Here is a 24015-nt window from a genome sequence, read left to right on the forward strand (position 1 = left end):
CTCATAGACTGTGTAAACTTACCGCGCAAAACCATGCCCAAGCTTAAGACCCGACGGGCGGCTGCCAAGCGTTTCCGCCGTAGCGGAAGTGGCAAAATTATGCGTCGCAAGGCGTTTAAGAACCATTTACTGCAGCACAAGTCAACATGTCGCAAGAGCCGCCTTTCCAAGAAAGCGGTTGTAGTGGATGCTGATGTTCCTAACATCGAAGGAATGATGCCTTATTTGTAGAGACGTTATCTGTAATGTCTCTACTATCTTTCAATTGTTTTTCAAATTAACGACCTAGTATGGCACGTGTAAAACGCGGCAATGTAGCTCGCAAGCGCCGCAAGAAAATTCTCAAGCTTGCGAAGGGTTACCGGGGAGCCCATTCTAAACTTTTTCGGACGGCTAACCAGCAGGTGATGAAGGCCCTGCGGTATGCCTATCGGGACCGTCGGAATAAGAAACGTGATTTTCGCCGGTTGTGGATTACCCGCATTAATGCGGCAGCTCGCCTCAATGGCACTACCTACAGCCGATTGATTGGCGATCTGAAGACAGCCAATATTCAGATTAATCGTAAAATGCTGGCTCAAATGGCCGTGTTGGATCCAGGTACCTTTACTAAGGTAGTTGAGCTAGCAGGTAAGAAGGGCTAGTATTGCCCTATGTGGCGATACATGTGGCGATATTTGCTAGGCATAGGTTTATGTTTGGGGGTGCAGGTGACTGCGCCCCCAATTGCTGTGTCTGCGGAATTGACAGAGATTGAGGGTCGCGGTCGTTTAATTGTGGCGGTCAAGGATAATCGCTATCCGTTGGCCTATCGTGATGCAGTTGGTGAGCTACACGGGTTTGAGATTGAGATTGCTCGTCGGCTGGCGCTAGCGTTGCTGGGGGATGAGACGGCTGTAGAGCTGCGTCCTGTTAATAATATTGACCGGGTGAATGCGGTGATTGAGGGGGATGTGGACATTGCGATCGCAGCCATCACCGTCACCTCCCAACGACAGCGCATTACCAGCTTTAGTGAGCCCTACTATTTAGATGGCGTTGGATTTATTACCACATCGCCCCAGGTGACTAGCCTGGCTGATCTGACCTTGGGTCGCATTGCTGTTTTGAGTGATTCCAGTACCCTGGCCCAGGTCCGCTATCAGCTGCCTGCCGCTGTGGTCATACCGGTGTCATCCTATCAGCAGGCAGTTGCAGCCCTGGGTGATGGCCAGGTGGATGCCTTCGCAGGGGATATTTCGTTACTGACCGGTTGGCAGCAGCAGGATAGCCATTATCGGCTGCTAGATGAGGTGATTTCTGTAGAGCCAATTGCGATCGCAATTCCTAAAGGCACTCAATACAGCGATCTACGTCGAGCGATTAATGACGCCCTGCGCCAATGGGATGACGAAGGTTGGTTACAAGATCGGGCTGCCCACTGGGGGTTACGGTAGCTACCATGGGAGAATAAAGCGAGACCACCGCTGTAAGCCCTAACTGATTAAGCGAGTTCATGGAAAATAGCACCCTATTTTTGACATACCTTGGCATTTTGCTAGCCCTGTTGGGGCTGTCTGCCATTTTCATCATTCGCCAGGTATTTAAGACTCGCCGGATTGAGACTACCCTTGGCCGTTTGCAAAAGAAACTGACCAAAGAAAAAGGAACGGCTCAAGAATATTACGAGCTTGGCAGTTTGCTGCTAGACAAGAAGCTTTTTTCCCAATCCACCCTTTACCTGCAGCAAGCCTTAAAGGCTCTCACAGATGAAGAAGAGAATGAAAATGCTCCACTGATTTATAACGCCCTAGGATATTCCTACTTTGCCCAAGGTCAATTTGACTTAGCCATTCGTCAATATAAGGCCGCCTTAAAAATTACTCCAGGCTATGTAACGGCTCTCAATAACCTGGGCCATAGCTACGAGAAAAAGCAACTGACCGTTCAAGCGTTAGAAAGCTATGATCAGGCCTTAAAAATTGAGCCTGATAATGCTACGGCCAAGCGTCGGGCGCAGTCTTTACGTAAGCGGGTAGCTATTCCGATGAAGCAATAAATTGTCCGTTAAGTAGGCCATGGGCCTACGATCAGCACATATCTACTCAAATCACTCTCAGCAGCTCGGCATAGTAGGCTTAACTGCTGAGAGCAGCCGCTATTTTTATATTCCGACACTGTTTACCAGAGATATCGATATGCTAAACGGCGGCTAGTTCCGGAGTTGCTGTTTGAAGTTGTGTCACAGTCTCAGCAGCATCCTCGCAGTAAACTTCAGCGGAGTTATTGGGACTTTCGATGAGTTTTACCTTATGAAGATTAGCGCCAATGTCTTTAATGGGCTGACGAAGTAGATCGCGGATGTGCACCGCAATATTCTCAGCTGTGGGTACCACCTCTGCAAAGTAGGGAATATCCTTGTTTAGGAACGTATGGTCAAAGGGCTTTACCACATGGGTTTCTACCGCATTTTGAAACTCCACCAAGTCAGCAATCATGCCCGTACGAGGGTCCATTTCACCCTTGATAGTGACTTCGAGGTGATAGTTGTGACCATGGCCGTTAACACGGGCGCAGAGGCCATAGATTTCACTATTTTGCTCTAACGTCAGTGTGGGTAGTGCTAAACGGTGGGCAGCACTGAAGTGGGTAGAAATCGTCAAATAGGCTTCCATGGCATTTCCTCTATAGTCGGCCCAGAGTGTGGATGTTTCAAACAGTTGGACGTTGGTAATCGGTAGGTGGGGTTTAAGCCGCTGCCAGATAACACGGGCAATATTCTCAGTGGTGGTCAGCCCCGCCTCAGAGCGATCAATTTGGAACTCAGGCCAGACATCGTTGAGATACGAAAAGTCCAGCTGACTAGTAACCTCACGCTTGATTACTTTTTTGACATCGGACAGGTTTAGAACCATGCCGTACTCATCCAGGTCACCTTCCATGGAAACGAACAACTCATAGTTGTGACCATGACCTGGAGCACGGGTGCAGAGGCCAAACTTAGCCTGATTTTCAGCGTCGCTAAGCTCAGGTAGCCAGTAGCGATGACTGGCGGAAAACTGAGCCCGACGGTTGATGGTGCATTTCATAGCAGTACCAAAACGGATGAGCTAATTATTAATTTTTGTAAGGCTGTTTCCTTCAGCATAGACCATTGACGAGGTGTGCTGAAGGGCTGTTTTTTTGAGCTAGTCAGCCAAAGGGTCTAACCGAGGGAGTCTTAGCGTTGTCCTAAAAGTTGACTCAGCTAAGCTGCTGGCTGTCTAAAGTTTGAGTAAAATCACGCAAGTCATGAAGTTTTGACACAATATTTTTCCTCTAGGAACTTGGCAATCTCTGAAACCCTTTGATACGGCTACTGTTTAGGATTTCTTATCGGAAATATCAGGAGTTGCTAATTTAAGTCGAAAACGGTAAAAATAGATACAGAACAAATCCTCGTTCATCTCTGAAAAATTGTCTTTTATTTGGCGATGAGACGGAAGTAGGGGGCCTTTACGATGACTGTCGTTAGTTTGTATGGGTCCACCCGAAGGAACGCACTAACACCAGTGCTTATTTAAGAGGAGACACACCTATGAAACTGACTTACCGTGGTGTCGAATACGACCACAACCCCCCAATGTTAGAGGTTTCCGAAAGCGATATTCTCTGCAGCTATCGCGGTCGCAATCATCACTATACCTATGTGCGCCACGTTCCTTTTCCTCAGCCTCAAGCAGAGTTAACCTATCGCGGTGCCGTTTATCAAACTAACCGCCATGGTCAGCGTCAGGCTGTTGCTCAGCCTGAGACTAAATCGGTATTTTCTGCATTTCAGCGCAAGCTAGCTGAGCTGACTCCCATGATGGATTCGCGCCGTCAGCTGCTACGGGAGGCTGCTCGTAATCACAGTGATAGCATCCAGCGGTCTTTGGAGCGTCGCATCGCTATAGCCCGTGAGCAAGGTAATGTGCACCTGCTGCAGCAGCTAGAAGATGAAATGCGTCAGATAGCGTAAGGGGCTATTGCCCGTTTAGAAATTGCTTGGTTCCCTAGATTTGTGGCTAGAGTAAGTAAGGAGAGGCTGATACAGCTTCTCCTTTTTATTTCCATCATGCTTCACAATAGGTTTGGTCTGACTGCACAGGGCCAAATCTATTTTTAGAAAGGGTGTTATGGGGCTATTTGACAAGGTTTTTGACCCGTCGCCAGAGTCGCTATCCCTAAGTCCGGCAGAAGCGCTGGCGGCGATTTGTTTGGTTGCGATCGCAGCCGACGGTTACCTATCCGACCAAGAAGGCCGTGAAATGGATATGCTACTCAGCCGCATGCGCCTTTTCAAAAGCTACTCCACCGAAATGGTCAACCGGATGAAAGATAGTTTGTTGCAACAGCTGCAACAGCACGGTCCTGGTCGTTTGGTAGAAGCGGCTAACACCATCCTCCCCACCGCCCTCAAGCCAACAGCCTTTGCCTTAGCCACAGACTTAGTCCTAGCCGATGGCAACGTGACTCCTCAGGAGCAGGCTTTTCTAGATGACCTCCACCGCATTTTAGAAATCCCTAGCGATCGCGCTTTAACCATTGTTGAAGTCATGACAATCAAAAATCGAGGATAGGGCGATTGTCATAACGTTGTCTTATAAACTTTTACTTCGGTGAAGCCTAAACCTCATTTTCTGACAAATACGAGATAATAGATCTGGCAATACCCTTCCCATAAACTCACCATTAATCTCTATGACTGCCGTGATATCAGCTCCCCCTAAGCAGATGGATGACTCCAAGCACGGGTTACCCGTAACTATCATCACCGGCTTTTTAGGGAGCGGAAAAACTACTCTGCTCAACCACATTCTGACTAACCAAGAAGGTCTGAAAACAGCAGTGCTGGTCAATGAATTTGGTGAAATCGGCATTGACAATGATTTACTCGTCACTACAGGTGATGACACCATGGTGGAGCTGAGCAACGGCTGTATTTGCTGCACCATCAATAATGATCTGTTAGAGGCCGTCTATAAAGTCCTAGAGCGGAAGGACAAGATTGACTATCTGGTGGTGGAAACAACGGGGCTAGCTGATCCCTTACCAGTAGCACTTACGTTCTTGGGCACAGAGCTGCGAGATCTCACCCGATTAGATTCCATTGTGACCCTGGTGGATGCCGAAAATTACAGCGTTGATCTATTCAATAGCCAAGCCGCACACAATCAGATTGCCTACGGTGACATTATCTTGCTCAACAAGACAGATCTAGTAGATGAAGGCGACTTAGACTCACTAGAGCTTAAGGTGCGTGACATTAAAGAAGGGGCTCGCATTTTGCGCACTACTCAGTCTCAGGTGCCCCTGCCCCTGATTTTAAGTGTAGGTCTATTTGAATCTGACAAGTATTTTGAACTGACTGGGGAATCCGCCCACGGTGAGCATGACCACGATCACGGCCATGGTGATCACGACCACGATCACGATCACGGCCATGATGAGCACGCGCACCACGACCATACCAACTGCGATCACGATCATGGGCATTGTGAACACGACCATGACCATGATCATGACCATGGCCACTTAGACGCAGATGGGTTTACATCGATCTCTATCGCTCGGGATCAGCCTTTAGCCATTCGCAAGTTTCAGCATTTTTTGGATAACAAACTGCCGGACAATGTTTTTCGTGCCAAGGGCATTTTGTGGTTTGACGAAAGTGAAAAACGCCATGTCTTTCACCTCAGTGGTAAGCGCTTTTCCCTAGAGGATGAAGAATGGAATGGCCGTCCCCGTAAAACTCAACTAGTCCTAATTGGTCAAAACCTTGATCAGGATGCTCTAAAAGCTGAAATTGAGAATTGCTTTTGCCTTGAGTCAGAGAGCCGTGGCAGAGGTTTTGGTGGGTAGTGCGTGTCGTTATTCAGCGGGTTGCAGCATCTCAGGTTGTTGTTAACGGTGAAGTTATCGGTCGTATAGGTCGTGGTCTTAACCTGCTAGTGGGGATCGCTGCAACTGACACAGAAGCCGAACTCACCTGGATGGCTCAGAAATGCTTATCGCTAAGGGTGTTTCCGACGGCCGATTCTGGCCGATTTGATTTATCCGTACAGGATATTCAAGGGGCTCTACTCGTGATTAGTCAGTTCACCCTCTACGGTGACTGCCATAAGGGGCGGCGACCTTCGTTTGCTCAAGCTGCCCAGCCAGACCAAGCAGTTAAGCTATATGAACAGTTTGTAGCTAAACTGCAGCAGAGTGAGTTAAAGGTAGAGACAGGACAATTTGGTGCCCACATGCAGGTCACTATTGACAATGATGGCCCGGTAACGCTGGTATTAGATCGAAATGCCGGGTAGCTTAAGGTTGATTGCAGACAAAACAGGTTGTGTTTGTAACTGTCTTCAGTGCAGGCTTAGTATCAGTCATATCCTTTAGGCTATGGTGCAAGCGCTAACGCATTAGTTCGCTCTGGGGGGCTAGTTAGCGAACGTTATTCTCTAGTGGAAATGTTTGCCATACAAGCGACACAGCAGATGTGAGACTCTATTTTCTTTTAATAAGATTGTGCAAGGTCCGGTTTCCCTTGATAAGGTAAAGAAACATTAAGTGGGCTAGCCCTTCTTCATAGAGATGATGCCGAAGCACGACTATCCCAATTCCCTTTATGCTGAGCATTATTAATCAAATGTCCTCGTTTCAAGAGCCTTCTGGGCAGGTGTTGTTCTGTGATTTTGACGGTCCGATTGTAGATGTTTCGGAACGCTACTATCGAACCTATCGACTGGGACTTTCGACGCTGCAGGCTAATCACCAAGAGAGGCATGGGGAGCCCTTACCACTGCAGCTCCTTTCAAAAAATCAGTTTTGGTGGATGAAACGCAATCGAGTAGCAGATACTGATATTGCTATTCGTTCAGGGGTACCAGCAGATCTTGTCAACACTTTGCTACAGCAAGTTCAGCGCATTGTAAACCATCCCCATCTTCTTCAGTGGGATAGTTTACAGCCCGGTGCCGAAACCGCAATACATCAACTTAAGCATGCTGGTATTCGGCTTGTGTTAGTCACACTCCGGCATCCACGTCAGGTACAAGCATTTTTACAAGCCCATGATCTCAGTCAATGTATTGACGAAATCTTTGGTGCTTTAGATATTAATGCTGCCCATCTAAACCGGGCTGAGCAGAAAGTCGCTCTGTTAGAGCGGGCAATTACGGCTCAGAAAAATCAAGGCTATAAAACATTTCCCACTTGTATGATTGGCGATACTGAGGCAGATATTATCGCGGGGCAGCGGGCCGGAATCGTCACTGTTGCTGTCACCAACGGAATTCGCAGCCACGATTATCTCAAACGTTATCAGCCCACCTCGATTGCATCAAATCTACTCAAGGCTGTACAAGGTCAGTCTATGCTTCAAGTTTTACAAGCAGCTTAGAGCAGCCCCATTACAGCCCTTTCCACCAGCGGTGTAATGGGTAGTAAAGAGCTGGTGTCCATAAGCTGCTCAGGATAGCTGAGCTAAGGGCAACTCGTTGATGGGTACGCCAAATCTGCCAAAGATTAAGGTAAGGGGAGTTAGCCCAAAGCAGATGATGAAAGCTCATTTGAAGCGCCATTACCGTGGCATCAACGACAGCCATGCCAAAAACAATAAATGCCACTAGAACGACATTTTCTTGGATTAGGCGTTGGCGCTGCAGGCGGGCTGTGAGCATACCGACTACCATTAAGCTCAGGGCATGGGTGGGAAACGGTCCTGTCAGGCCATCCTGCAGTAACCCAAGGACGATCCCTGCAATTGCTCCATCGATAATCGGGTGATGAATACCCCAAATAACCACCCAGATGAGCAACCAGTTGGGGGCGACACCTAACAGCTCAATTCCAGGAAAGCGCATTGGAGATAGGAGCAGACAGAGTAGTCCTGAACCTAAAACAACAGTGATATTAAGACAGGTTTTTTGAAAATCGGAAAGCGGAGATTTCCCTTTAGATGCGGTCATAGCTAGCAGAAAAAGGCTACGGAGCGGGGGTATCGTCTACTATTTCTGCCGGCGGTGCATTGACGTCAGTTTTGGCCTCAAAGGGATGAATGGTCACCCACTCTAGAACATTGAGGGGAGACGATAGTTGAATAACAGCCTCAGGCGCTGGGCTTTTTTTCAAGTCCATGCTTTCAATCCGTCCGACGGGCACCCCCTGAGGAAACAATCGACTGTAGGACGATGTGACAATGACATCACCAGGTTTGACATCGGGGGTGGTCTCAAAAAATTGCATGACCACACGCCCATCCACGTTGCCACGCACCACGCCAAGAGCACGACTGCGACTAACTTTAACCCCCATTTGGCTGGTAGGATCGGTAATCAGCAAAACTTGGCTAGTGTGAGGAGAAACACCGACGACTCGGCCCACTAGCCCCCCCGGTCCTGTGACTACATCCCCCTCTGTAACATTCTCTGTGCTGCCTTTATTGACTGTAATTTGTTGCCACCAGTTATCGGCACTGCGGCCAATGACTGCAGCAATGGTTACTTTACCCTGACCATCAGCGTAGTCAATATTTTCCCGCAGTCCTCGATTTTGATTTTCTAACTCAATGACTCGCTGTTGCAGCTCAAGGATATAAGCATTTTCTAACCGTTCTGCTTGAGTAAGACCTGGGTGTAGTGGAGCTGTCACCACTTGGTAGATTTCATAGATGACGGCTCCCTGGCTCTGACGCATTGCCCACGCTAGACCAATGACTAGGGTGGCTATACCCGCCCTAGCTGCATATCTATCCCACCAGCGTCTCAGTGCAAACATAATTTGCAAAAATAGTCGTCAATCGCCTACAGAAGCGTTAAAGATCGCGGGAACGGGCACTAAATACACGCTCCATTTGACTGAAGTTTTCAAGGACACGTCCGGTACCTAGAACAACGCAACTGAGCGGATCGGCTGCAACGTGAACTACAATACCGGTCTCATGGCTAATGAGTGTATCTAAGCCCTTGAGCAACGCTCCTCCGCCTGCAAGCATAATGCCCCTATCGATAATATCAGCTGCCAACTCGGGAGGTGTGCGTTCCAGCGTTCTTTTCACAGCCTCAACGATGACTGAAAGAGGCTCTGCCATACTTTCGCGGATTTCAGCACTTTTTACAGTGACTGTTCGGGGTAAACCGGAGAGCAAATGTAATCCTCTGACATCCAAAACGATTTCGCCGTCGTTAGGGCTGGGGTAGGCTGAACCGATATTGATCTTAATTTCTTCAGCGGTCCGCTCACCAATTACCAAATTATGAACTTTTTTCATGTATTGGGAGATGGAATCGCTTAACTCATCACCCGCTACCCGAACAGACTCACTGAGTACAGTACCTTGCAAACTCAGTACGGCAACTTCAGTGGTGCCGCCACCAATGTCAATAATCATGTTGCCAGTAGGTTCGGCAACCGGTAGACCGGCACCAATGGCAGCGGCTACTGGTTCATCAATGAGGTAAACCATGCGAGCACCCGCTTGAAGCGCTGCATCCATAACAGCGCGACGTTCTACACCCGTAACGCCGCTGGGAATACCGATAACGATGCGAGGCATTCCTAGGGCTCGCCCTTCATGGACTCGCTTAATAAAGTGCTTGAGCATGAGCTCAGCCGTGTCAAAATCAGCAATGACACCGTCTCGTAGAGGCCGCAGGGCAGTGATATTGCCTGGGGTACGGCCTAGCATACGCTTTGCCTCTTCTCCTACGGCCAAGGGCTTGCCATCCTTATCCCTGGCTACAACGGAGGGCTCTTGCAGGACAACGCCTTTACCCGAAACATAAACTAGGGTGTTAGCAGTCCCCAGGTCTATGCCCATGTCACGGGAGAATGAAAAGCGATCGAGTAAACTCACTGTTAGACGTGCCCCCAAACGAGCTATGAAAAGACAATTGAATAATTTGTAAACCGGTGTGGATTTTATTACGTTTTGTATCCGTACGTCCAGTCCGTAGTTCTGAACTTCATGAATAACGCTACGGATAACGCTTTACTACCGTGGAAAATTGATTCACAATCGCTCTGCGCTATCCACCATACTCCCAGGTTACACGGTCTGAAATCCTAATGGAGTAGAGAACGGCAAGGACTCTCATTCTAAAGGGCAACGTGTCGAAGGAAACAGTTAAGGATAATTCTAGACGTCTGTGTATGTCTCGCATATAAAGTAGTTAACACAGTTGTCGGTGAAAGAGCGATGAGTCTAAACGTTGTAAGTCTTGTAGGTCGGGCAGGTCGGGATCCTGAAGTTCGCTATTTTGAGTCGGGCAATGTGCTTTGCAAGTTTACTATTGCGGTAAATCGACGGACGCGCAACAGTGACCAGCCCGATTGGTTCAATCTAGAGCTGTGGGGCCGTAATGCTGAAGTTGCTGCCAATTATGTCAAGAAAGGGAGTCTTGTCGGAGTGGTCGGTGCACTCAAGCTAGATAGCTGGCAAGATCGTACCACTGGAGCACAGCGTTCTAGTCCAGTTATTCGAGTAGATCGTTTGGATCTTTTAGGCTCTAAGCGCGATAATGCGGCCCCGATGGCAGGTGGCTACGATGATGATCAGTTTTAGAAGGCTGATGCCTGATCAAACTGACGTACTTGAAGGATGGCACTGACGCAGGCAAAACCTGGCTGTATCCCACACAAGTACTAACTGGCCAAACGCTCGCTCATCCCAGTATCTTTATCGGCGGTGTCGCTATCGGCTTTAATGCTGGCTTGAAAGCCACACCATGCAGAACCTGGGATGACTTCAATTTTTCCTCGATTGGGAAAGTCTAATTCTTCGACTGCGGTTACACCATTGGTGTAAAGATACTCACGCAGCAGCTGATAAGCTTCGTCAATACTGCTAACGGTGTAATTAGCCGCGTATAAATAGGGCTTTAATCGATTTTGGTTACGGGGTGCCGTTTCACGAAAAGTCAGACGAGTAGCCCGATGTGAGCTATTCTTGCAGCTGATGCGATACTTGATGGTGTGGCAAGCTGTGTTGGGGAACATTTCACTGTGAGAAAACGGGATTCTGATAAAGCCGCCAGGATTTACTAGCTAAATTGAATGAAAGATAAGGAACTGAGAGATTATCTTTTTTGATGATACCGGCTAGTACTAATAAACGAACCCTAATCTATATTGTCTAAAGTTGTCAAAAGTAATATTGAATTATTTGTTACTTTTGATCAACTTTTTAGTTGCACCCAATGCTCATAATAACGTGCGCTTACGGTAGCAATCTAGTTTATTCACTTTAAATCTGTTGGCCCTTAAGGATTTTTACCTAAAGATGGGTTCTATTTCTAGTCTCTTTTGGTCTAATACTTCTTCTGTTTGACTTTATTTTGCGAGCTTTGTGGGCTATACGTAGGCTGGCGTAGTAGCTGATGATGGCTAATAGGCTACCGACGAGTGTGCTGCCAACCATTAGGGCTATGGTGATATCAAAGCCAAGACTCATCCATTCTTGAGGGGATTGGTTAGTCAGGCTTGTATTGGCAGATTGCCCCAAGAACCAACGCCCAATTTGATAGTTAAAGGCATAGATGGGCAAGTAAGTAAGGGGGTTGCTAATCCAGGTCCCTGCTGCTGCAACGATTTTATTGCCACCAATGGCAGCGGCGATCGCAACCCCCAAAAAGGTCTGTAACCCAAACAGGGGATAGCTGCCCGCAAACACCCCTGCCGCCAGTCCCTTGGCAATGGCTTGGGGGTGGCTCTGTAGCCGAATAAAGCGGATATAAATGTATCGAACTAAACGGCGTAGATTAGGCCGTTTTTTACGTAGGGTCCGGTGTGATCTGTGGGCAGATCGAGATCCTTTTGGCATTGGGTAGTCAGAATGGCCAGGTTGAGCTGCCACGGTTGGTTTCTGTATAAGTCGACAGGGCGCGGATAAAGCATGGGAGCCGACTGGTACAGTCAGGCCAATAGTATTAATTATGACAACAGCGCTGACGTTCGGTATTTCTAATGGACCTGCTTGTTAGTCGGCATATTGGCAGTATCCGGCCTGGTGATCAGTCGACAGCGTGGGGAGGGAGTAACGTGCCACGGAAGAAAGATACGATTGCGCAGAGAGAAACCATTGCTGCGATCGCAACTGCGATTGTGCCACAGCAAGGTAGTGTCGGCATTGTTCGTTTGTCAGGAGGAACAGCGGTAGCCGTTGCCCAGACGTTGTTTCATGCACCTGGAGGTCAATCCTGGGAAAGTCATCGTATTCTTTACGGCCATGTGCTCCACCCCGATACCCAGCAGCTCGTGGACGAAGCACTGCTGCTGTTGATGTGCTCCCCTCGCTCCTATACCCGTGAAGACGTAGTGGAGCTGCACTGCCATGGTGGCATCATGGCAGTGCAGCAGGTACTGCAGCTATGTGTTGCCCAGGGGGCACGCCTGGCTGAACCCGGCGAATTTACCCTGAGGGCCTTTCTGAATGGTCGCTTGGATTTGACCCAGGCCGAAGGGATTGCCGACTTGGTTGGAGCCCAGTCACCCCAGGCCGCTCAGGCCGCCCTAGCCGGGATCCGAGGCAAGCTGACAGATGTGATTCGCCATTGCCGCAGTCGCTGTTTGGATGTACTAGCGGAAGTAGAAGCGCGGATTGATTTTGCGGACGATTTGCCACCGCTGGATGAGGAGAGTGTGCGGGAGCAGCTGGAGACGTTGCTGAGCGAGGTTGCCCAAATTTTAGCGACGGCCCACCAGGGCGAGCTGCTACGCACCGGGCTCAAGGTGGCGATTGTGGGGCAGCCCAATGTGGGCAAGTCCAGCTTACTTAATGCCTGGAGCCGTTGCGATCGCGCCATTGTCACGGCCCTGCCTGGCACTACCCGTGACGTGGTGGAATCCCAGCTGGTGGTGGGCGGTATCCCGGTCCAGGTTCTAGATACCGCTGGTATTCGAGAGTCCACCGACCAGGTTGAACAGCTGGGTATCGAACGGTCTCAAACGGCGGCCCAAAGTGCGGATGTGGTCCTCCTAACTGTGGATGGTACCGTCGGCTGGACTGATACTGAAGCCACGTTGTACCGGGCCATCAAACATAAGCCCCATATTCTAGTCGTCAATAAAGTGGACCTAGGCCCGCCGCTGCGTTTGCCGGTGACGGATGTGCCGCTTGTGCAGACCGCTGCGGCAGCGGGGCAAGGGATTGATGCATTAGAAAACGCCATTCTAGAAATTGTGCAAGCGGGCCAGGTGAACGCTGCAAATCTGGATTTAGCCATCAATCAACGGCAGGCGGCTGCGCTGACCCGTACCCATAGCTCGTTGCAGCAAGTACAGACGACGATGGAGGCTTCACTACCGTTAGACTTTTGGACAATTGACTTACGGGATGCGATTCGGGCGTTGGGAGAAGTCACGGGGGAAGAGATGACCGAGTCGATGCTGGATGAAATTTTTAGTCGGTTTTGTATTGGGAAATAGTGGGCGATGGGGCTGACTGCGATCCAAACGGTGTTTGTAACTCTGGCAAGTGAACAACTGCAGGACTTAGTCATGTTTTATCAGGGATTGCTGGGGCAAGAGCCTCTGATGTATCGACCTGGGCGCTATGGGGAGTTTATACTGCCGGGTCTGAGGCTAGCGCTGTTTAAACCCAGCGATGGGGCAGAATTTGTCGGGGCGGCGGGGCGGATGAGTCTGTGTATTGAAGTGGAGGATCTGGTGAGTGCGATCGCAACCCTAAAACAGCTAGGTTATCCACCGCCTGGGGATATTATTCACGCCAGCCATGGCCAAGAAATCTACGCCTATGATCCCGATGGTAACCGCCTGATTTTGCACCAATCGTCGTAGGGGTGTTCTACAGAACGTACATTACGACGACGCCCCGTCTACTCCATCTGACTAATGCGCTTGAGCTTGAGCAAGTCGGTCATCTTGCGTAATTTTTTGACCGTGTGATCATAATGAGCATGATCTTTGACATCAATCCCCAGATCAATTTCAGCAATCTGATCGGGGAATGTAGTGACTGTCGCCCGATGGACATTGATCTTGAGGTCGGATAAATGACTCAATATGTCTTTGAGCACGCCCACTCGGTCAATCACCTCTAGCTTAAGCATGACCGGATAGGTTTGAGCCCGACCGGTCGAGACTTCCGCTGAGTTCCAACGCACTGGAATCAGGCGATCCCCAGGGATGGAGGCTACATTAGGACATCCCTGACGATGGATGGCAATGCCACGGGCACCCATGGACACCACCCCCAGAATGGACTCACCCGGCAGCGGATTACAGCAACCGGCAATGTGGTGCAGCAGCCCTTCTACACCAATGATGGAACTCCCGGACTCATTTCCCGTATCTCCGCCCCAGCGGGTACGTACGATGGCACCGTCATTAATTTGTTCGACTAAGGCATCATCGTCTATGGGGGTGACGGGCTGTAGCTCCTTGGTCGCTTCCTGCAGACGATTGACGACCGAATTTAGCGTAATCTCCCCATAGCCCAAAGCCGCTAGCATATCCTCAACACAGGGATAGTTGCTGCGTTGGGCGGCGGCTTGGGCAGGGGCTGATTTGAGCAGTGAATCGAGTCCGTTTCGGCCCATCACTTTTTCCAACATGGCATGGCCTCGAGCCATATTTTCATCGTGGTGAGACTGCTTGTACCAATGGCGAATACGACTGCGAGCACCCGCAGACACAACAAAATTTAGCCAATCCAGGCTCGGATGATTGTTTTTATTGGTCAGAATCTCAACAATGTCACCGTTCTTCAGCTGAGTATCAAGGGTGACCATGCGCTCATTGACCTTAGCGCCAGCACAGTGATGTCCTACCTCGGTATGGATGCGATAGGCAAAATCTACAGGTGTTGCCCCCTGACTTAAGGCAAATACGTCTCCCCTAGGGCTAAACACATAGACCTCTTCATCAAAGAGGTTGTCCTTAACATCGCTTAGGTACTCTTGGGCATCTTTGAGCTCGCTTTGCCATTCCAATAACTGGCGTAGCCAGGTAAACTTCTCATCTTCGGCATTGACCTTGGTGTTACTGTTGCCGGTTTCCTTATATTTCCAGTGGGCAGCGATACCATATTCTGCAACCCGATGCATCTCCATAGTCCGGATCTGCACCTCGAAGGGGCGACCTTGCTCACCAATCACAGCTGTGTGGAGAGACTGATAGCGGTTGGCCTTAGGCAGACCAATATAGTCCTTAAAACGTCCTGGAATCGGCTTAAATTGGTCATGGACCACCGCCAGTGCCCGATAGCAGTCTACTTTAGACCCCACAATCAGCCGCACAGCTGCAATGTCATAAATCTGATGAAAATCTTTCTGCTGACGCTGCATCTTGCGATAGATGCTGTAGAGATGTTTAGGTCGACTGCTAATTTCAACACAGTTGATCCCGTCATTTTCAAGTTGGGTTTTTAATAACTCGCCAACGTTTTTGAGCCGGTCCTCTCGATCGGTACGTTTCTCAGAAATTAAGCTTTTGATTGTTTGATAGGAAGCCTTTTCAAGATATTTGAAGGAAAGGTCTTCCAGCTCCCACTTGATCCGACCGATCCCCAGGCGGTTGGCGAGGGGAGCAAAAATTTCGATCGTTTCCCGTGCCTTTTGTACCTGCTTTTCAGGGGGCATATGCTGCAGCGTTCGCATATTGTGGAGACGGTCCGCCAGTTTAACCACAATGACTCGAATATCTTGAGCCATGGCTAGAAACATGCGGCGAAAGTTTTCAGCCTGGCGTTCTGTCTTGCTGTTGAACCGAAACTTGGAGAGTTTTGTCACCCCCTCCACCATCTGACGGACTTCTGCACCAAAATGCGCTTCAATTTCATCGGCTGTAACATCCGTATCTTCTACAACATCGTGTAAAAAGCCCGCCGCAATCATGGCACTGTCTCCCCCTAGACCGCGCAAAATATTGGCAACCGCTACTGGATGGGCAATATAAGGTTCACCGGAGGCGCGCATTTGCCCCTTGTGCAGCTGATAGGCAAACTCAAACGCGCGGCAAACAAGCTGATTGTTATCTTTCGGAAGCTCAATTGGGACTGTCCCGTCTGTGTCTTCATCAAGCGGGTGGCTGTGTTCCAGGATGCAAGACCTGAGCCAGGTAGGTAAGGTACAGTCGTTGGGAAGAACAGGTGCTGCTGAGGTCATGGTATGGAGGGGGGAGGATAAAAACTGAAAAGCTAAAAGTTACTCCGAGGCCACTGGAACCGCTTAGATGCTAATATTTGCTGCTTCTTGGGCAAAAAATACAGAAATTGCAGAACGTGGGCATCTCACTTGAGAGTGAGATCCGTAACCATTTGTCTTGTGTAAGAAATTATTGATTGTTGGGACAAAACACGCTAATTCCTTAAGACTTATTTTGCCCAGGATGCTTGGCCGCTGGCTCTTAAATTGCGAGTATAAATTCTTACAATTTTATCGCCTGATGTTAGGTATGCCAATGGTTGTCAACAGGTGATTTGACTCAACCCTATGGCTGAGTAATCGTAATTTTTCAGCCTAGTTGCCCCTTGATATCCGGGGTGTCTTTTTATAGATTAAGAGCCTTTTTGCAGACCAGATAAGACTCCCGTATGTATCAGGCTGTAGATAAAGAAATTAACTGGAGTCGGTTTATTAAAGTTCTACATTTATTATTAAATCATGACATTTTTTAGCCCAATTGATGAGCTTGAGTGCTACGGAGAATACCTGAGCCAACTACGGGCAGCTGTGGGGCAAGATGAGGATCAACGTGAGGGGCAAGCAGAAATGGCTCAGCGGGCCCATGCCCTCCAGGCGTTTTATCAGCAAACTCTGTGGGGGCTTTTGACCCAGACTGAGTTATCTCAGCCCCAGTGGCGTTCAGCTACAACTGAAATTCATCGTCATATGCGGCTCTTGGGCGTGGAGGTGAGCTTTGCTCGCTCGGCTCGTCAAGGCCCCCTGCGGCAACAACGCTTGGAGCAAATTGAGCAGCGTTTAGAGCAGCTCCAGGGCTTTACTAACGTACTGATAGCGTTAGTAAAGCCACTGGCTGCAAGTCCTAGGGCTTCTGACGTGCAACTTTGATTTTTCCTGCTTGAGTTTTCCCATGGGAAAAACTACAGTTCTGCATGGAGATGATGCCATGCAACCCCGTATCATTGATGTGCACTTTATTCCCTGAGGGCGATGCTCTGTCCGAAACATCCGCAGGAATCGCTGCTAGCCAGTCAGTTAGTAGATGGGCTAAAGACTCACAGCTGTCCTAGCTGTAGTGGTGACTGGGTAAGGGCAGAGGCCTATCAAGCATGGCAGTCCGATCGCCTAGATCCGAAGCTACAAATTGATAGTTTGATTGTGCCGATTAACCAGCAGATTGACTACCAGCCATCTCGGTACGATAACCGGGCGGGTCTGTGCCCTGACTGTGGGTTTTATCTAGTGCGGGGACGCATTAATCTGCACCAGCTGTCATTTTTTATTGAGCGCTGCCCAACCTGTAAAGGCATGTGGTTGGACGATGGCGAGTGGGAAGTATTGACGGAGCTGGGTCTGAGTGTCTATATTCCTGTCTTGTTTACGGATGAGTGGCAGAACTATGTACGCATGGCTGAGGCTGAATTTCGTGAGCGGACAGCAACAGCAGAGAAACTTGGTCTAGAGATTGCCGAAAAAGTGTTTGAGTTGGCCAAACTTTTGGAAGAGCACCCGAATGGAGATTTTGGGGTGGCATATTTAATGCGACGGTTTGAGAAATAAAGTAGCCTGCCCTCAGTTTTTAATGGTTAATTGTAGTCTTCGTCGCATTTTATGACTTCTCCGCTGCTGCTGCTCGATGGTTTTTGTGTAGCTTATCCACGTCAGTCGGTCTGGGCAGTTGAGCAGGTGTCTCTATCACTGCAACCTGGGGAAATGCTGGGATTAGTGGGCGAGTCGGGCTGTGGTAAGTCTACGTTAGGGCGCGCGGCCCTTCGGTTGTTGCCGGGAGGGAGCCGCACCCAGGGTCAGTCCCTGTTTGAAGGCCGTGATGTATTTGGGTTTTCACCCCAGGAGATGCGGCGCTTTCGGGGAGAAGCGGTGTCACTGGTGTTTCAGGATCCAATGACCCGGCTCAATCCGCTGATGACCATTGGCAATCACTGTGTGGAGACCCTGCAGGCCCATCGGACTGACTTGTCAAAACAGGCGGCTAAGGAGATTGCGATCGCAACCCTCGCATCGGTCAATATCCCGGCTACTCGCTGGGAGCAGTATCCCCATGAGTTTAGCGGCGGCATGCGTCAGCGGGTGGCCATTGCCCTAGCGCTGTTGCTCAACCCCAAGCTGATTGTGGCGGATGAACCGACCACCAGTCTGGATGTGACTGTCTCAGCTCAAATTTTAGATCTGCTAACCCAGCTGTGTCGTGAGCGGGGCATGGCGCTGATTTTGATTTCCCACGATCTGGCCCTGGTGGGGGAGTATTGCGATCGCATCGCTGTCATGTACCAGAGCAAGCTGGTGGAATTGGGACCCACCCAGCAGGTGCTCTATCAGCCCCAGGCAGATTACACCCAATCCCTATTGCAAGCGGCCCACCAGCTGCAAAACTACGAAGCTGCAGAGATGAGCCAGGCCGAAGACACCGCTGCCCCGCTACTGCGGGTGCAAGATTTAGTCAAGCACTACACCATTGAGCAAAATCTGCTCTCAAAGCTCTTTAATCGCACACCACCGGAGACGATTAAGGCCGTAGATGGTATTTCTGTGGAGCTACATCCCGGCGAAGTCCTGGGTCTGGTGGGGGAATCGGGCTGTGGTAAGAGTACGTTTTCCCGAACACTGATGCAGATCATTCCCCCCACATCGGGTCGTGTGGAGTTTATGGGGCAAAATTTGGTGGGGATGTCGCGGTCTGAGCTGCAGGCCCAGCGTCGTAATTTTCAAATGATTTTTCAGGATCCCCATGCCTGTCTCAATCCGATGATGACCGTGGGGCGGGGCATTGCCGATCCGCTGATTATCCATGGGTTGGCCAGTGTTACTGAGGCTAAGCAGCAGGTTCATGCCATGCTGCAGCGGGTGGGACTGACGCCGACAGACGACTATTACCAACGCTACCCCAGCGATTTATCCGGGGGGCAGCAGCAGCGGGTGGCCATTGCTCGGGCGCTGATCACTCAGCCCAAACTGGTGATCTGTGATGAGCCCGTGAGTATGTTGGATGCGAGTGTCCAAGCCCAGGTACTAGAGCTAATGCTAGAGCTCAAAGATGAGCTAGAGCTGACCTATCTATTTATCACCCACGATCTGTGGGTAGCTCGGTATCTGTGCGATCGCATTGCCGTTATGCAAGCGGGCAAAATTGTTGAACTAGGCCCCACAGAACAGCTGTTTAAAACACCGCAGCATCCCTATACCCAAACTCTGCTATCAGCAGCCCCACTACTAGCTCCATAATGGCCATTCCCAATACCTTTAAAAACAATCAAAAGGCCGATCTGTTTAGATCGGCCTTTTGATTAGGCTCAGCTAGATAGGTGACCGAGTAGATTACTCAACGATAATTTTGCCGACCATGCCAGCGCCTCGGTGTGGCGCACAGAAGTAGCTATACTCACCGGGCTCAGCAAATGTGGAGGAGTAGGACTCCCCAGGAGAGAAAGTGAGCTGTTCTTGGGATAAGTTATCGGCAACCTCTTTGCCGCCGGGAACTGAAGCGGCATCAAAGATAACGTTGTGGGGGGCCATTTTATTGTTCACCCAAGTGACGGTATCGCCAGCCTTAATGGTGACAGTTGCAGGCTCAAACTGAAGTAGCCCTGCGTCGGATCCCATTTTGACTTGATGATCTGCCGCATAGGCAGGGGCTGCATTAAAAACAGTGCCTGCAAAAACCAGAGCAGCTGTCACTAACAGCGCCCCCATAGTTCGCAGAACTCGATTGATAAGGGTCATGATAGTTTTCTCAAGGTTGAATTTAGAGGGCATTGGGCATAACGACCTCTGCATAATCATTTTAGAATGTCGGCTGTCTTCGTACAGCGTTACATTTGTTCATATTTGACCAAGCGTCACTTGACAGCATTTTGAAAAACTAGGGAGGATATTCTTTGGTCAAAATCTAACGTGTTTGGCCAAAATGTTTTGCAATTCAGACTGTGAATTTTGAGAGGATTATCCGAATGAAGTCTATTTTGGCCGCTGTAGTGGCATTCGTGGCAAGTACCGTATTTTTAATGGCTCCCCCTGCTATGGCAGCGGATGCAGCTGCTGGCACTCAGGTGTTTGCTTCCAACTGTGCTGCTTGCCACATTGGCGGTGGCAATGCCGTTAACCCTGCTAAAACTCTTAAGCAGGCCGATTTGGCTGCTAATGGGAAAGATACTGCTGAGGCCATTATTACCCAAGTTACCAATGGTAACGGTGCTATGCCTGCTTTTGGCGGTCGCTTGACTCCTGAGCAAATTGAGAACGTTGCTGCCTATGTACTTTCTCAAGCTGATAAGGGTTGGTAATGAGTGGCGATGCTCAAAGCGAGCGTTGCATTGAGCCTTGTACTGAGTCTTGTACTAAGCGAGTGTTGGTCTTGACCTAGGCTATCCGTTGAGATTCAACCTATAAAGCCTGCTTTTGGGGGTGTTCCCCCCCTGGAAGCAGGTTTTTGTATTGGGTAATGTAGTGCTGGGATCAAAAAAATCCTAAAAAAGCCAGATGCAAGTATCGCAAATGTGTGTAAAAAATAATACTTGTCCAATTAAGTGTTGGTTGTAGTAATACTTGATTCAGGCTAACTGTAGTTTTTGATGCTGATTTGTGAGGCGGTATGGTGCTTGCTCTGCATTTTAAGGTGGCAATTTGTTTTCCTGCGATCGCAGGCGGTACAACCCAGTGAATGCTCGGGTGAGGGTAGGAGGTCTGGCCGCTCTGGTCAGACGCTCGGCAGCCGTAGTCTTTGCCCTGGGTTTAGGCGGTTGTCAGGTAGCCGCTCAGCTGCCCCAAGCGGGAGATGGGCGGTCACTGACCAGTTCCCGTTCGGTGATTGTTCAGCTCTTTGAATGGCGCTGGTCAGATGTTGCTCAGGAATGTGAGAGCTGGCTAGGGCCTCATGGGTATGGGGCTGTCCAGATTTCTCCACCCCATGAACATCGGGTAATTGATGAAGGCTCTACTCGATTTCCCTGGCAGCAGCGGTATCAACCGGTCAGCTACCAGCTATCTAGTCGCAGTGGCAGTCGATCTGAGCTGGCCGATATGGTGAGTCGCTGTCACCGGGCTGGGGTAAAAATCTACGCTGATATCGTGATCAACCATATGGCCAGTGCCGGGGCCGGTAAGGGTAGCGGCGGCAGTCATTTTGATACGGCTAAGTTTGCCTATGACGGTGTGCCGTACACTCAATCTGACTTTCATCCTCCCTGTGCCATTGAACCTAAGGACTATGTTGAAGAACCCTGGCGAGTGCAGAACTGTCAGCTGTCGGGGCAGCAAGATTTAGATACGGGCAGTGACAAGGTGCAGGCTGCGATCGCAGCGGCCATGAACGAACTCTTAGAGTTGGGAGTAGCCGGTTTCCGCATCGATGCGGCGCAGCATATTCCACCTGAGCATTTAGCTAGGATTTTGCGCAGTTTGCATCCCCTGAACACCGAATTCCATACCAACGGGGGGCGTCCATTTGTTTATCAAGAGGTCCCTGACAAAGGCGCTGAGGCAATTAAAGCCAAGAATTACTTTAGTAACGGTGCGGTGACCGAATTTCGCTACGGGCGTCACCTGGGGGAGCAAGTCCGCCATGGTCAGTTAAAAAACCTAATGCTGTTTGGCGAAGCCTGGGGGCTGATGCCCAGCCATAAAGCTGTGGTGTTCACGGATAATCCAAAGACCCAGCGCAGTGGCGATCGCAACATCACCACATTCTACGCGCCTGCCGATGAGGGAGCGAGCTACCGATTAGCCAACGTATTTATGTTGGCTTGGCCCTATGGCATGCCAAAGGTTATGTCCAGCTATGACTGGCCACGGGAGCAAGGACCTTTGGTGGGGCCTCCCGCCGATGACCAGGGGCAGACGTTGCCTGTCAGCTGTGACGATGGTTGGGTCTGTGAACATCGCTGGTCTGACATTGCCAATATGGTTGAATTTCGCAATGTCACCCAGGGGGCAATCTCGGTCAACCACTGGTGGGACAACGGCAATAATCAAATCGCCTTTGCTCGAGGGGAGCGAGGTTTTGTTGTTATCAATAATGAAGACACGGTCCTGAGCGAAACCTTAATGACAGGGCTGCCAGCCGGGATATATTGCAATGTGCTAGCAGAATCATCGGTGGCTGACGTTGCCGATAATTCTGCTGCTGAAAGCACGATGGTCAGCTGTGAAAATGAAGCAATTGAGATCGATCCGCTGGGCAATGCCTACATTGAGGTGTCTCCGTATCGCGCGTTAGCTCTGCATATTGGAGCACGAATCTAAGCAATCCCCAGAGTGTCTAATTGACATCGACTTCACACGACTACTTGGATTTCACGCGAATAGGTTCCAATTCGTATTCTGGAAGTTTGCGACTACCCGCGATGAGGGCCGCTGCCGCCGTCATTCCCATCAATGCATAGGCTGTGTGAGCTGGCGTAGGCTTCACCAGTTCAACGCTGCCGTTGTCTACGACTGTCTCCCCTTCACTGAGGGAACTTTCGAGGGTAGCCGCATGGGCAGGGGCCATAACGAGTACTGGGGCAATGGCCGCACCCATCAGTCCATACATTAGAGATTTCATATTGCAGCTTTAAAGGGGGATTAGACGTCGTATATGACACATCTACGCCGATGCCAGGCACAGAACAGTAACTTTTTGGCGAGTGCTCTTGGCAAGTGCTCTTGGCGAGTGCTCTTGGCGAGTGCTCTAAATGCTAGGACGGCATGATGACTATAAAGTTCACTGTCTAGAACTAGAAGCTCTCAAATTTCCGTCCAGCTAGGCCCAGAAAGCGTTGAAAACCCGACCGCTAGTGTACGGTTTTCAATCAGGTTTTTTCTCTAGCTGCGTTGATAGGCTAAGGACACATCTGTAAGGAATCTAAGGCCATGCCGGTAAACAAAGATCCACGCCCGCCTCGCTCTCGTCAAATCAGCAATCTACTCTTTTTATTAGGAGCAGTGCTACTGGTAGTAAACATTTTTCTACCGATTCAGCAACGTCCACCCCGTGCCCCCTACAGCATGTTTATCCATCAGGTGCAGGAGCATGAAGTGGTGAAAGCCTCGGTGGGACAAAACGAAATCCGCTATCAGATCAAAAATGAGCTGGGCGAACCGGGTGTGGTTTACTCCACCACCCCCATTTTTGACCTCAAGCTGCCGGATCTTTTAGAGGCCAATGGCGTGGAGTTTGCGGCTACACCGCCACCTCAAAACCAGTGGATTGGTAGCTTGCTGAGCTGGGTGATTCCACCTTTAATCTTTGTCGCGATCTGGCGGTTTTTCCTGGCACGAGGCGGTGGTCCCCAGGGGGCTCTCTCCATTGGTAAAAGTAAGGCCAAAGTCTATGTGGAAGACGAAGATACCAAAATCACCTTTGAAGATGTGGCCGGTGTAGAAGAAGCCAAAACCGAACTGGTGGAAATTGTCGACTTTTTGAAAACTCCCAAGCGGTTTACCGACATTGGAGCCAAAATTCCTAAAGGCGTGTTGCTCGTCGGTCCTCCTGGCACAGGAAAAACCCTCCTGGCTAAGGCCGTGGCTGGTGAAGCAGGCGTCCCCTTCTTTAGTATTTCTGGCTCGGAATTTATTGAAATGTTTGTGGGTGTGGGCTCCTCACGGGTGCGTGATCTGTTCGAGCAGGCGCAAAAACAGGCTCCCTGCATCATCTTTATTGACGAGCTGGATGCCATTGGTAAATCCCGCGCCTCCGGTGGTTTCTATGGTGGTAATGACGAACGGGAGCAAACCTTAAACCAGTTGCTAACTGAAATGGATGGCTTTGGTGCCGGAGACAATACCATTATTGTGCTGGCGGCTACTAACCGGCCTGAAACCCTTGACCAAGCTCTACTACGTCCCGGTCGATTTGACCGTCAGGGATTGTTTTATCTTCCGGACCCTC

The 24015-nt window shown here is 49.8% G+C and carries 27 protein-coding genes and 1 riboswitch; of the genes, 18 read left to right on the plus strand and 9 right to left on the minus strand.

Annotated elements, in window-relative coordinates:
* The 4 genes from rpmI to IQ260_RS08630 form a co-directional block, all read left to right on the plus strand.
* On the plus strand, positions 1-231 hold a 231-nt coding region (gene rpmI, locus IQ260_RS08615), incomplete at its 5' end, for a 50S ribosomal protein L35 (protein ID WP_456152051.1).
* 59 nt (positions 232-290) lie between these two features.
* Entirely contained in the window at positions 291-644 is a 354-nt protein-coding gene (gene rplT, locus IQ260_RS08620; protein WP_193992681.1) for a 50S ribosomal protein L20, read from the plus strand.
* A 9-nt stretch (positions 645-653) separates the two neighbouring features.
* Positions 654-1436, plus strand: coding sequence for a transporter substrate-binding domain-containing protein (locus IQ260_RS08625; protein WP_193992682.1), 783 nt, complete (start codon positions 654-656; stop codon positions 1434-1436).
* Positions 1437-1495: 59 nt separating this feature from the next.
* Positions 1496-2038 carry a tetratricopeptide repeat protein gene (locus IQ260_RS08630; RefSeq protein WP_193992683.1) on the plus strand — a complete coding sequence of 181 codons (543 nt, stop codon included), beginning with the start codon at positions 1496-1498 and terminating at the stop codon, positions 2036-2038.
* A 142-nt stretch (positions 2039-2180) separates the two neighbouring features.
* On the opposite strand, the gene IQ260_RS08635 is transcribed toward IQ260_RS08630, so the two are convergent.
* Positions 2181-3068: a 6-carboxytetrahydropterin synthase gene (locus IQ260_RS08635; protein WP_193992684.1), complete on the minus strand. Its 888-nt coding sequence runs from the start codon at positions 3066-3068 to the stop codon at positions 2181-2183.
* A gap of 348 nt (positions 3069-3416) precedes the next feature.
* Positions 3417-3523: riboswitch (Glutamine riboswitch) on the plus strand.
* 33 nt (positions 3524-3556) lie between these two features.
* Here IQ260_RS08635 and IQ260_RS08640 point away from each other — a divergent pair.
* The 5 genes from IQ260_RS08640 to IQ260_RS08660 all read left to right on the plus strand — a co-directional run bounded on the left by IQ260_RS08640 (position 3557) and on the right by IQ260_RS08660 (position 7393).
* On the plus strand, positions 3557-3979 hold the full coding sequence (locus tag IQ260_RS08640) for a DUF4278 domain-containing protein (protein WP_193992685.1): 423 nt from the start codon (positions 3557-3559) through the stop codon (positions 3977-3979).
* 157 nt (positions 3980-4136) lie between these two features.
* Positions 4137-4580, plus strand: a complete 444-nt coding sequence (locus IQ260_RS08645; protein ID WP_193992686.1) for a tellurite resistance TerB family protein — start codon at positions 4137-4139, stop codon at positions 4578-4580.
* A gap of 121 nt (positions 4581-4701) precedes the next feature.
* Complete coding sequence (locus IQ260_RS08650) at positions 4702-5862, plus strand: CobW family GTP-binding protein (RefSeq protein ID WP_193992687.1); 1161 nt, start codon at positions 4702-4704, stop codon at positions 5860-5862.
* Entirely contained in the window at positions 5862-6311 is a 450-nt protein-coding gene (gene dtd, locus IQ260_RS08655) for a D-aminoacyl-tRNA deacylase (RefSeq protein ID WP_193992688.1), read from the plus strand. The genes IQ260_RS08650 and dtd overlap by 1 nt, the downstream gene beginning before the upstream one ends.
* A gap of 308 nt (positions 6312-6619) precedes the next feature.
* Positions 6620-7393 carry an HAD family hydrolase gene (locus tag IQ260_RS08660; RefSeq protein ID WP_193992689.1) on the plus strand — a complete coding sequence of 258 codons (774 nt, stop codon included), beginning with the start codon at positions 6620-6622 and terminating at the stop codon, positions 7391-7393.
* Positions 7394-7403: 10 nt separating this feature from the next.
* Here the strand turns inward: IQ260_RS08660 and mreD are convergent, their stop codons facing one another.
* The 3 genes from mreD to IQ260_RS08675 are packed head-to-tail and all read right to left on the minus strand — an operon-like array spanning position 7404 to position 9847.
* On the minus strand, positions 7404-7961 hold the full coding sequence (gene mreD / locus IQ260_RS08665; RefSeq protein ID WP_193992691.1) for a rod shape-determining protein MreD: 558 nt from the start codon (positions 7959-7961) through the stop codon (positions 7404-7406).
* A 16-nt stretch (positions 7962-7977) separates the two neighbouring features.
* Positions 7978-8769 (minus strand): rod shape-determining protein MreC, encoded by a 792-nt coding sequence (gene mreC / locus IQ260_RS08670; protein ID WP_193992693.1) that lies wholly within the window; start codon positions 8767-8769, stop codon positions 7978-7980.
* 37 nt (positions 8770-8806) lie between these two features.
* Positions 8807-9847 carry a rod shape-determining protein gene (locus IQ260_RS08675; RefSeq protein WP_036053271.1) on the minus strand — a complete coding sequence of 347 codons (1041 nt, stop codon included), beginning with the start codon at positions 9845-9847 and terminating at the stop codon, positions 8807-8809.
* 342 nt (positions 9848-10189) lie between these two features.
* On the opposite strand from IQ260_RS08675, the gene IQ260_RS08680 reads away from it, so the two are divergent.
* Complete coding sequence (locus IQ260_RS08680; protein ID WP_193992695.1) at positions 10190-10555, plus strand: single-stranded DNA-binding protein; 366 nt, start codon at positions 10190-10192, stop codon at positions 10553-10555.
* A gap of 80 nt (positions 10556-10635) precedes the next feature.
* Here the strand turns inward: IQ260_RS08680 and IQ260_RS08685 are convergent, their stop codons facing one another.
* Together IQ260_RS08685 and IQ260_RS08690 are read right to left on the minus strand one after the other, a co-directional pair.
* Positions 10636-10989 (minus strand): hypothetical protein, encoded by a 354-nt coding sequence (locus IQ260_RS08685; RefSeq protein WP_193992697.1) that lies wholly within the window; start codon positions 10987-10989, stop codon positions 10636-10638.
* Positions 10990-11266: 277 nt separating this feature from the next.
* Positions 11267-11812, minus strand: a complete 546-nt coding sequence (locus tag IQ260_RS08690; RefSeq protein WP_193992699.1) for a DUF2062 domain-containing protein — start codon at positions 11810-11812, stop codon at positions 11267-11269.
* Between the two features lie 218 nt (positions 11813-12030).
* Here IQ260_RS08690 and mnmE point away from each other — a divergent pair, with 218 nt between their 5' ends.
* Positions 12031-13416, plus strand: coding sequence for a tRNA uridine-5-carboxymethylaminomethyl(34) synthesis GTPase MnmE (gene mnmE / locus IQ260_RS08695; RefSeq protein ID WP_322744923.1), 1386 nt, complete (start codon positions 12031-12033; stop codon positions 13414-13416).
* A gap of 6 nt (positions 13417-13422) precedes the next feature.
* The gene (locus tag IQ260_RS08700) at positions 13423-13788 is read left to right on the plus strand and encodes a VOC family protein (RefSeq protein WP_193992703.1); all 366 of its coding nucleotides are present in this window, start codon (positions 13423-13425) and stop codon (positions 13786-13788) included.
* A gap of 38 nt (positions 13789-13826) precedes the next feature.
* On the opposite strand, the gene IQ260_RS08705 is transcribed toward IQ260_RS08700, so the two are convergent.
* A complete protein-coding gene (locus tag IQ260_RS08705; RefSeq protein WP_193992705.1) occupies positions 13827-16115 on the minus strand; it encodes a RelA/SpoT family protein in 2289 nt (762 codons plus the stop codon).
* Between the two features lie 498 nt (positions 16116-16613).
* Between IQ260_RS08705 and patD the strand changes: the two genes are divergently transcribed.
* From patD to IQ260_RS08720, 3 genes are all read left to right on the plus strand, one after another.
* On the plus strand, positions 16614-17021 hold the full coding sequence (gene patD, locus IQ260_RS08710) for a heterocyst frequency control protein PatD (protein ID WP_193992707.1): 408 nt from the start codon (positions 16614-16616) through the stop codon (positions 17019-17021).
* Positions 17022-17123: 102 nt separating this feature from the next.
* On the plus strand, positions 17124-17693 hold the full coding sequence (locus IQ260_RS08715; protein ID WP_193992709.1) for a TFIIB-type zinc ribbon-containing protein: 570 nt from the start codon (positions 17124-17126) through the stop codon (positions 17691-17693).
* A gap of 51 nt (positions 17694-17744) precedes the next feature.
* A complete protein-coding gene (locus IQ260_RS08720; protein WP_193992711.1) occupies positions 17745-19373 on the plus strand; it encodes a dipeptide ABC transporter ATP-binding protein in 1629 nt (542 codons plus the stop codon).
* A 93-nt stretch (positions 19374-19466) separates the two neighbouring features.
* Here the strand turns inward: IQ260_RS08720 and petE are convergent, their stop codons facing one another.
* Positions 19467-19871 carry a plastocyanin gene (gene petE, locus IQ260_RS08725; RefSeq protein WP_228015738.1) on the minus strand — a complete coding sequence of 135 codons (405 nt, stop codon included), beginning with the start codon at positions 19869-19871 and terminating at the stop codon, positions 19467-19469.
* 227 nt (positions 19872-20098) lie between these two features.
* On the opposite strand from petE, the gene petJ reads away from it, so the two are divergent.
* Together petJ and IQ260_RS08735 are read left to right on the plus strand one after the other, a co-directional pair.
* Positions 20099-20431: a cytochrome c6 PetJ gene (gene petJ / locus IQ260_RS08730; protein WP_193992713.1), complete on the plus strand. Its 333-nt coding sequence runs from the start codon at positions 20099-20101 to the stop codon at positions 20429-20431.
* Positions 20432-20771: 340 nt separating this feature from the next.
* Positions 20772-22388 (plus strand): alpha-amylase, encoded by a 1617-nt coding sequence (locus IQ260_RS08735; RefSeq protein ID WP_193992715.1) that lies wholly within the window; start codon positions 20772-20774, stop codon positions 22386-22388.
* 40 nt (positions 22389-22428) lie between these two features.
* On the opposite strand, the gene IQ260_RS08740 is transcribed toward IQ260_RS08735, so the two are convergent.
* A complete protein-coding gene (locus IQ260_RS08740) occupies positions 22429-22689 on the minus strand; it encodes a hypothetical protein (protein ID WP_193992717.1) in 261 nt (86 codons plus the stop codon).
* A gap of 308 nt (positions 22690-22997) precedes the next feature.
* Between IQ260_RS08740 and IQ260_RS08745 the strand changes: the two genes are divergently transcribed.
* Positions 22998-24015, plus strand: a 1018-nt coding sequence (locus tag IQ260_RS08745; RefSeq protein ID WP_193992718.1) for an ATP-dependent metallopeptidase FtsH/Yme1/Tma family protein, incomplete at its 3' end; no start/stop codon positions are given.

Source organism: Leptolyngbya cf. ectocarpi LEGE 11479 (assembly GCF_015207065.1).
GTDB classification, from domain to species: domain Bacteria; phylum Cyanobacteriota; class Cyanobacteriia; order Phormidesmidales; family Phormidesmidaceae; genus Leptothoe; species Leptothoe ectocarpi.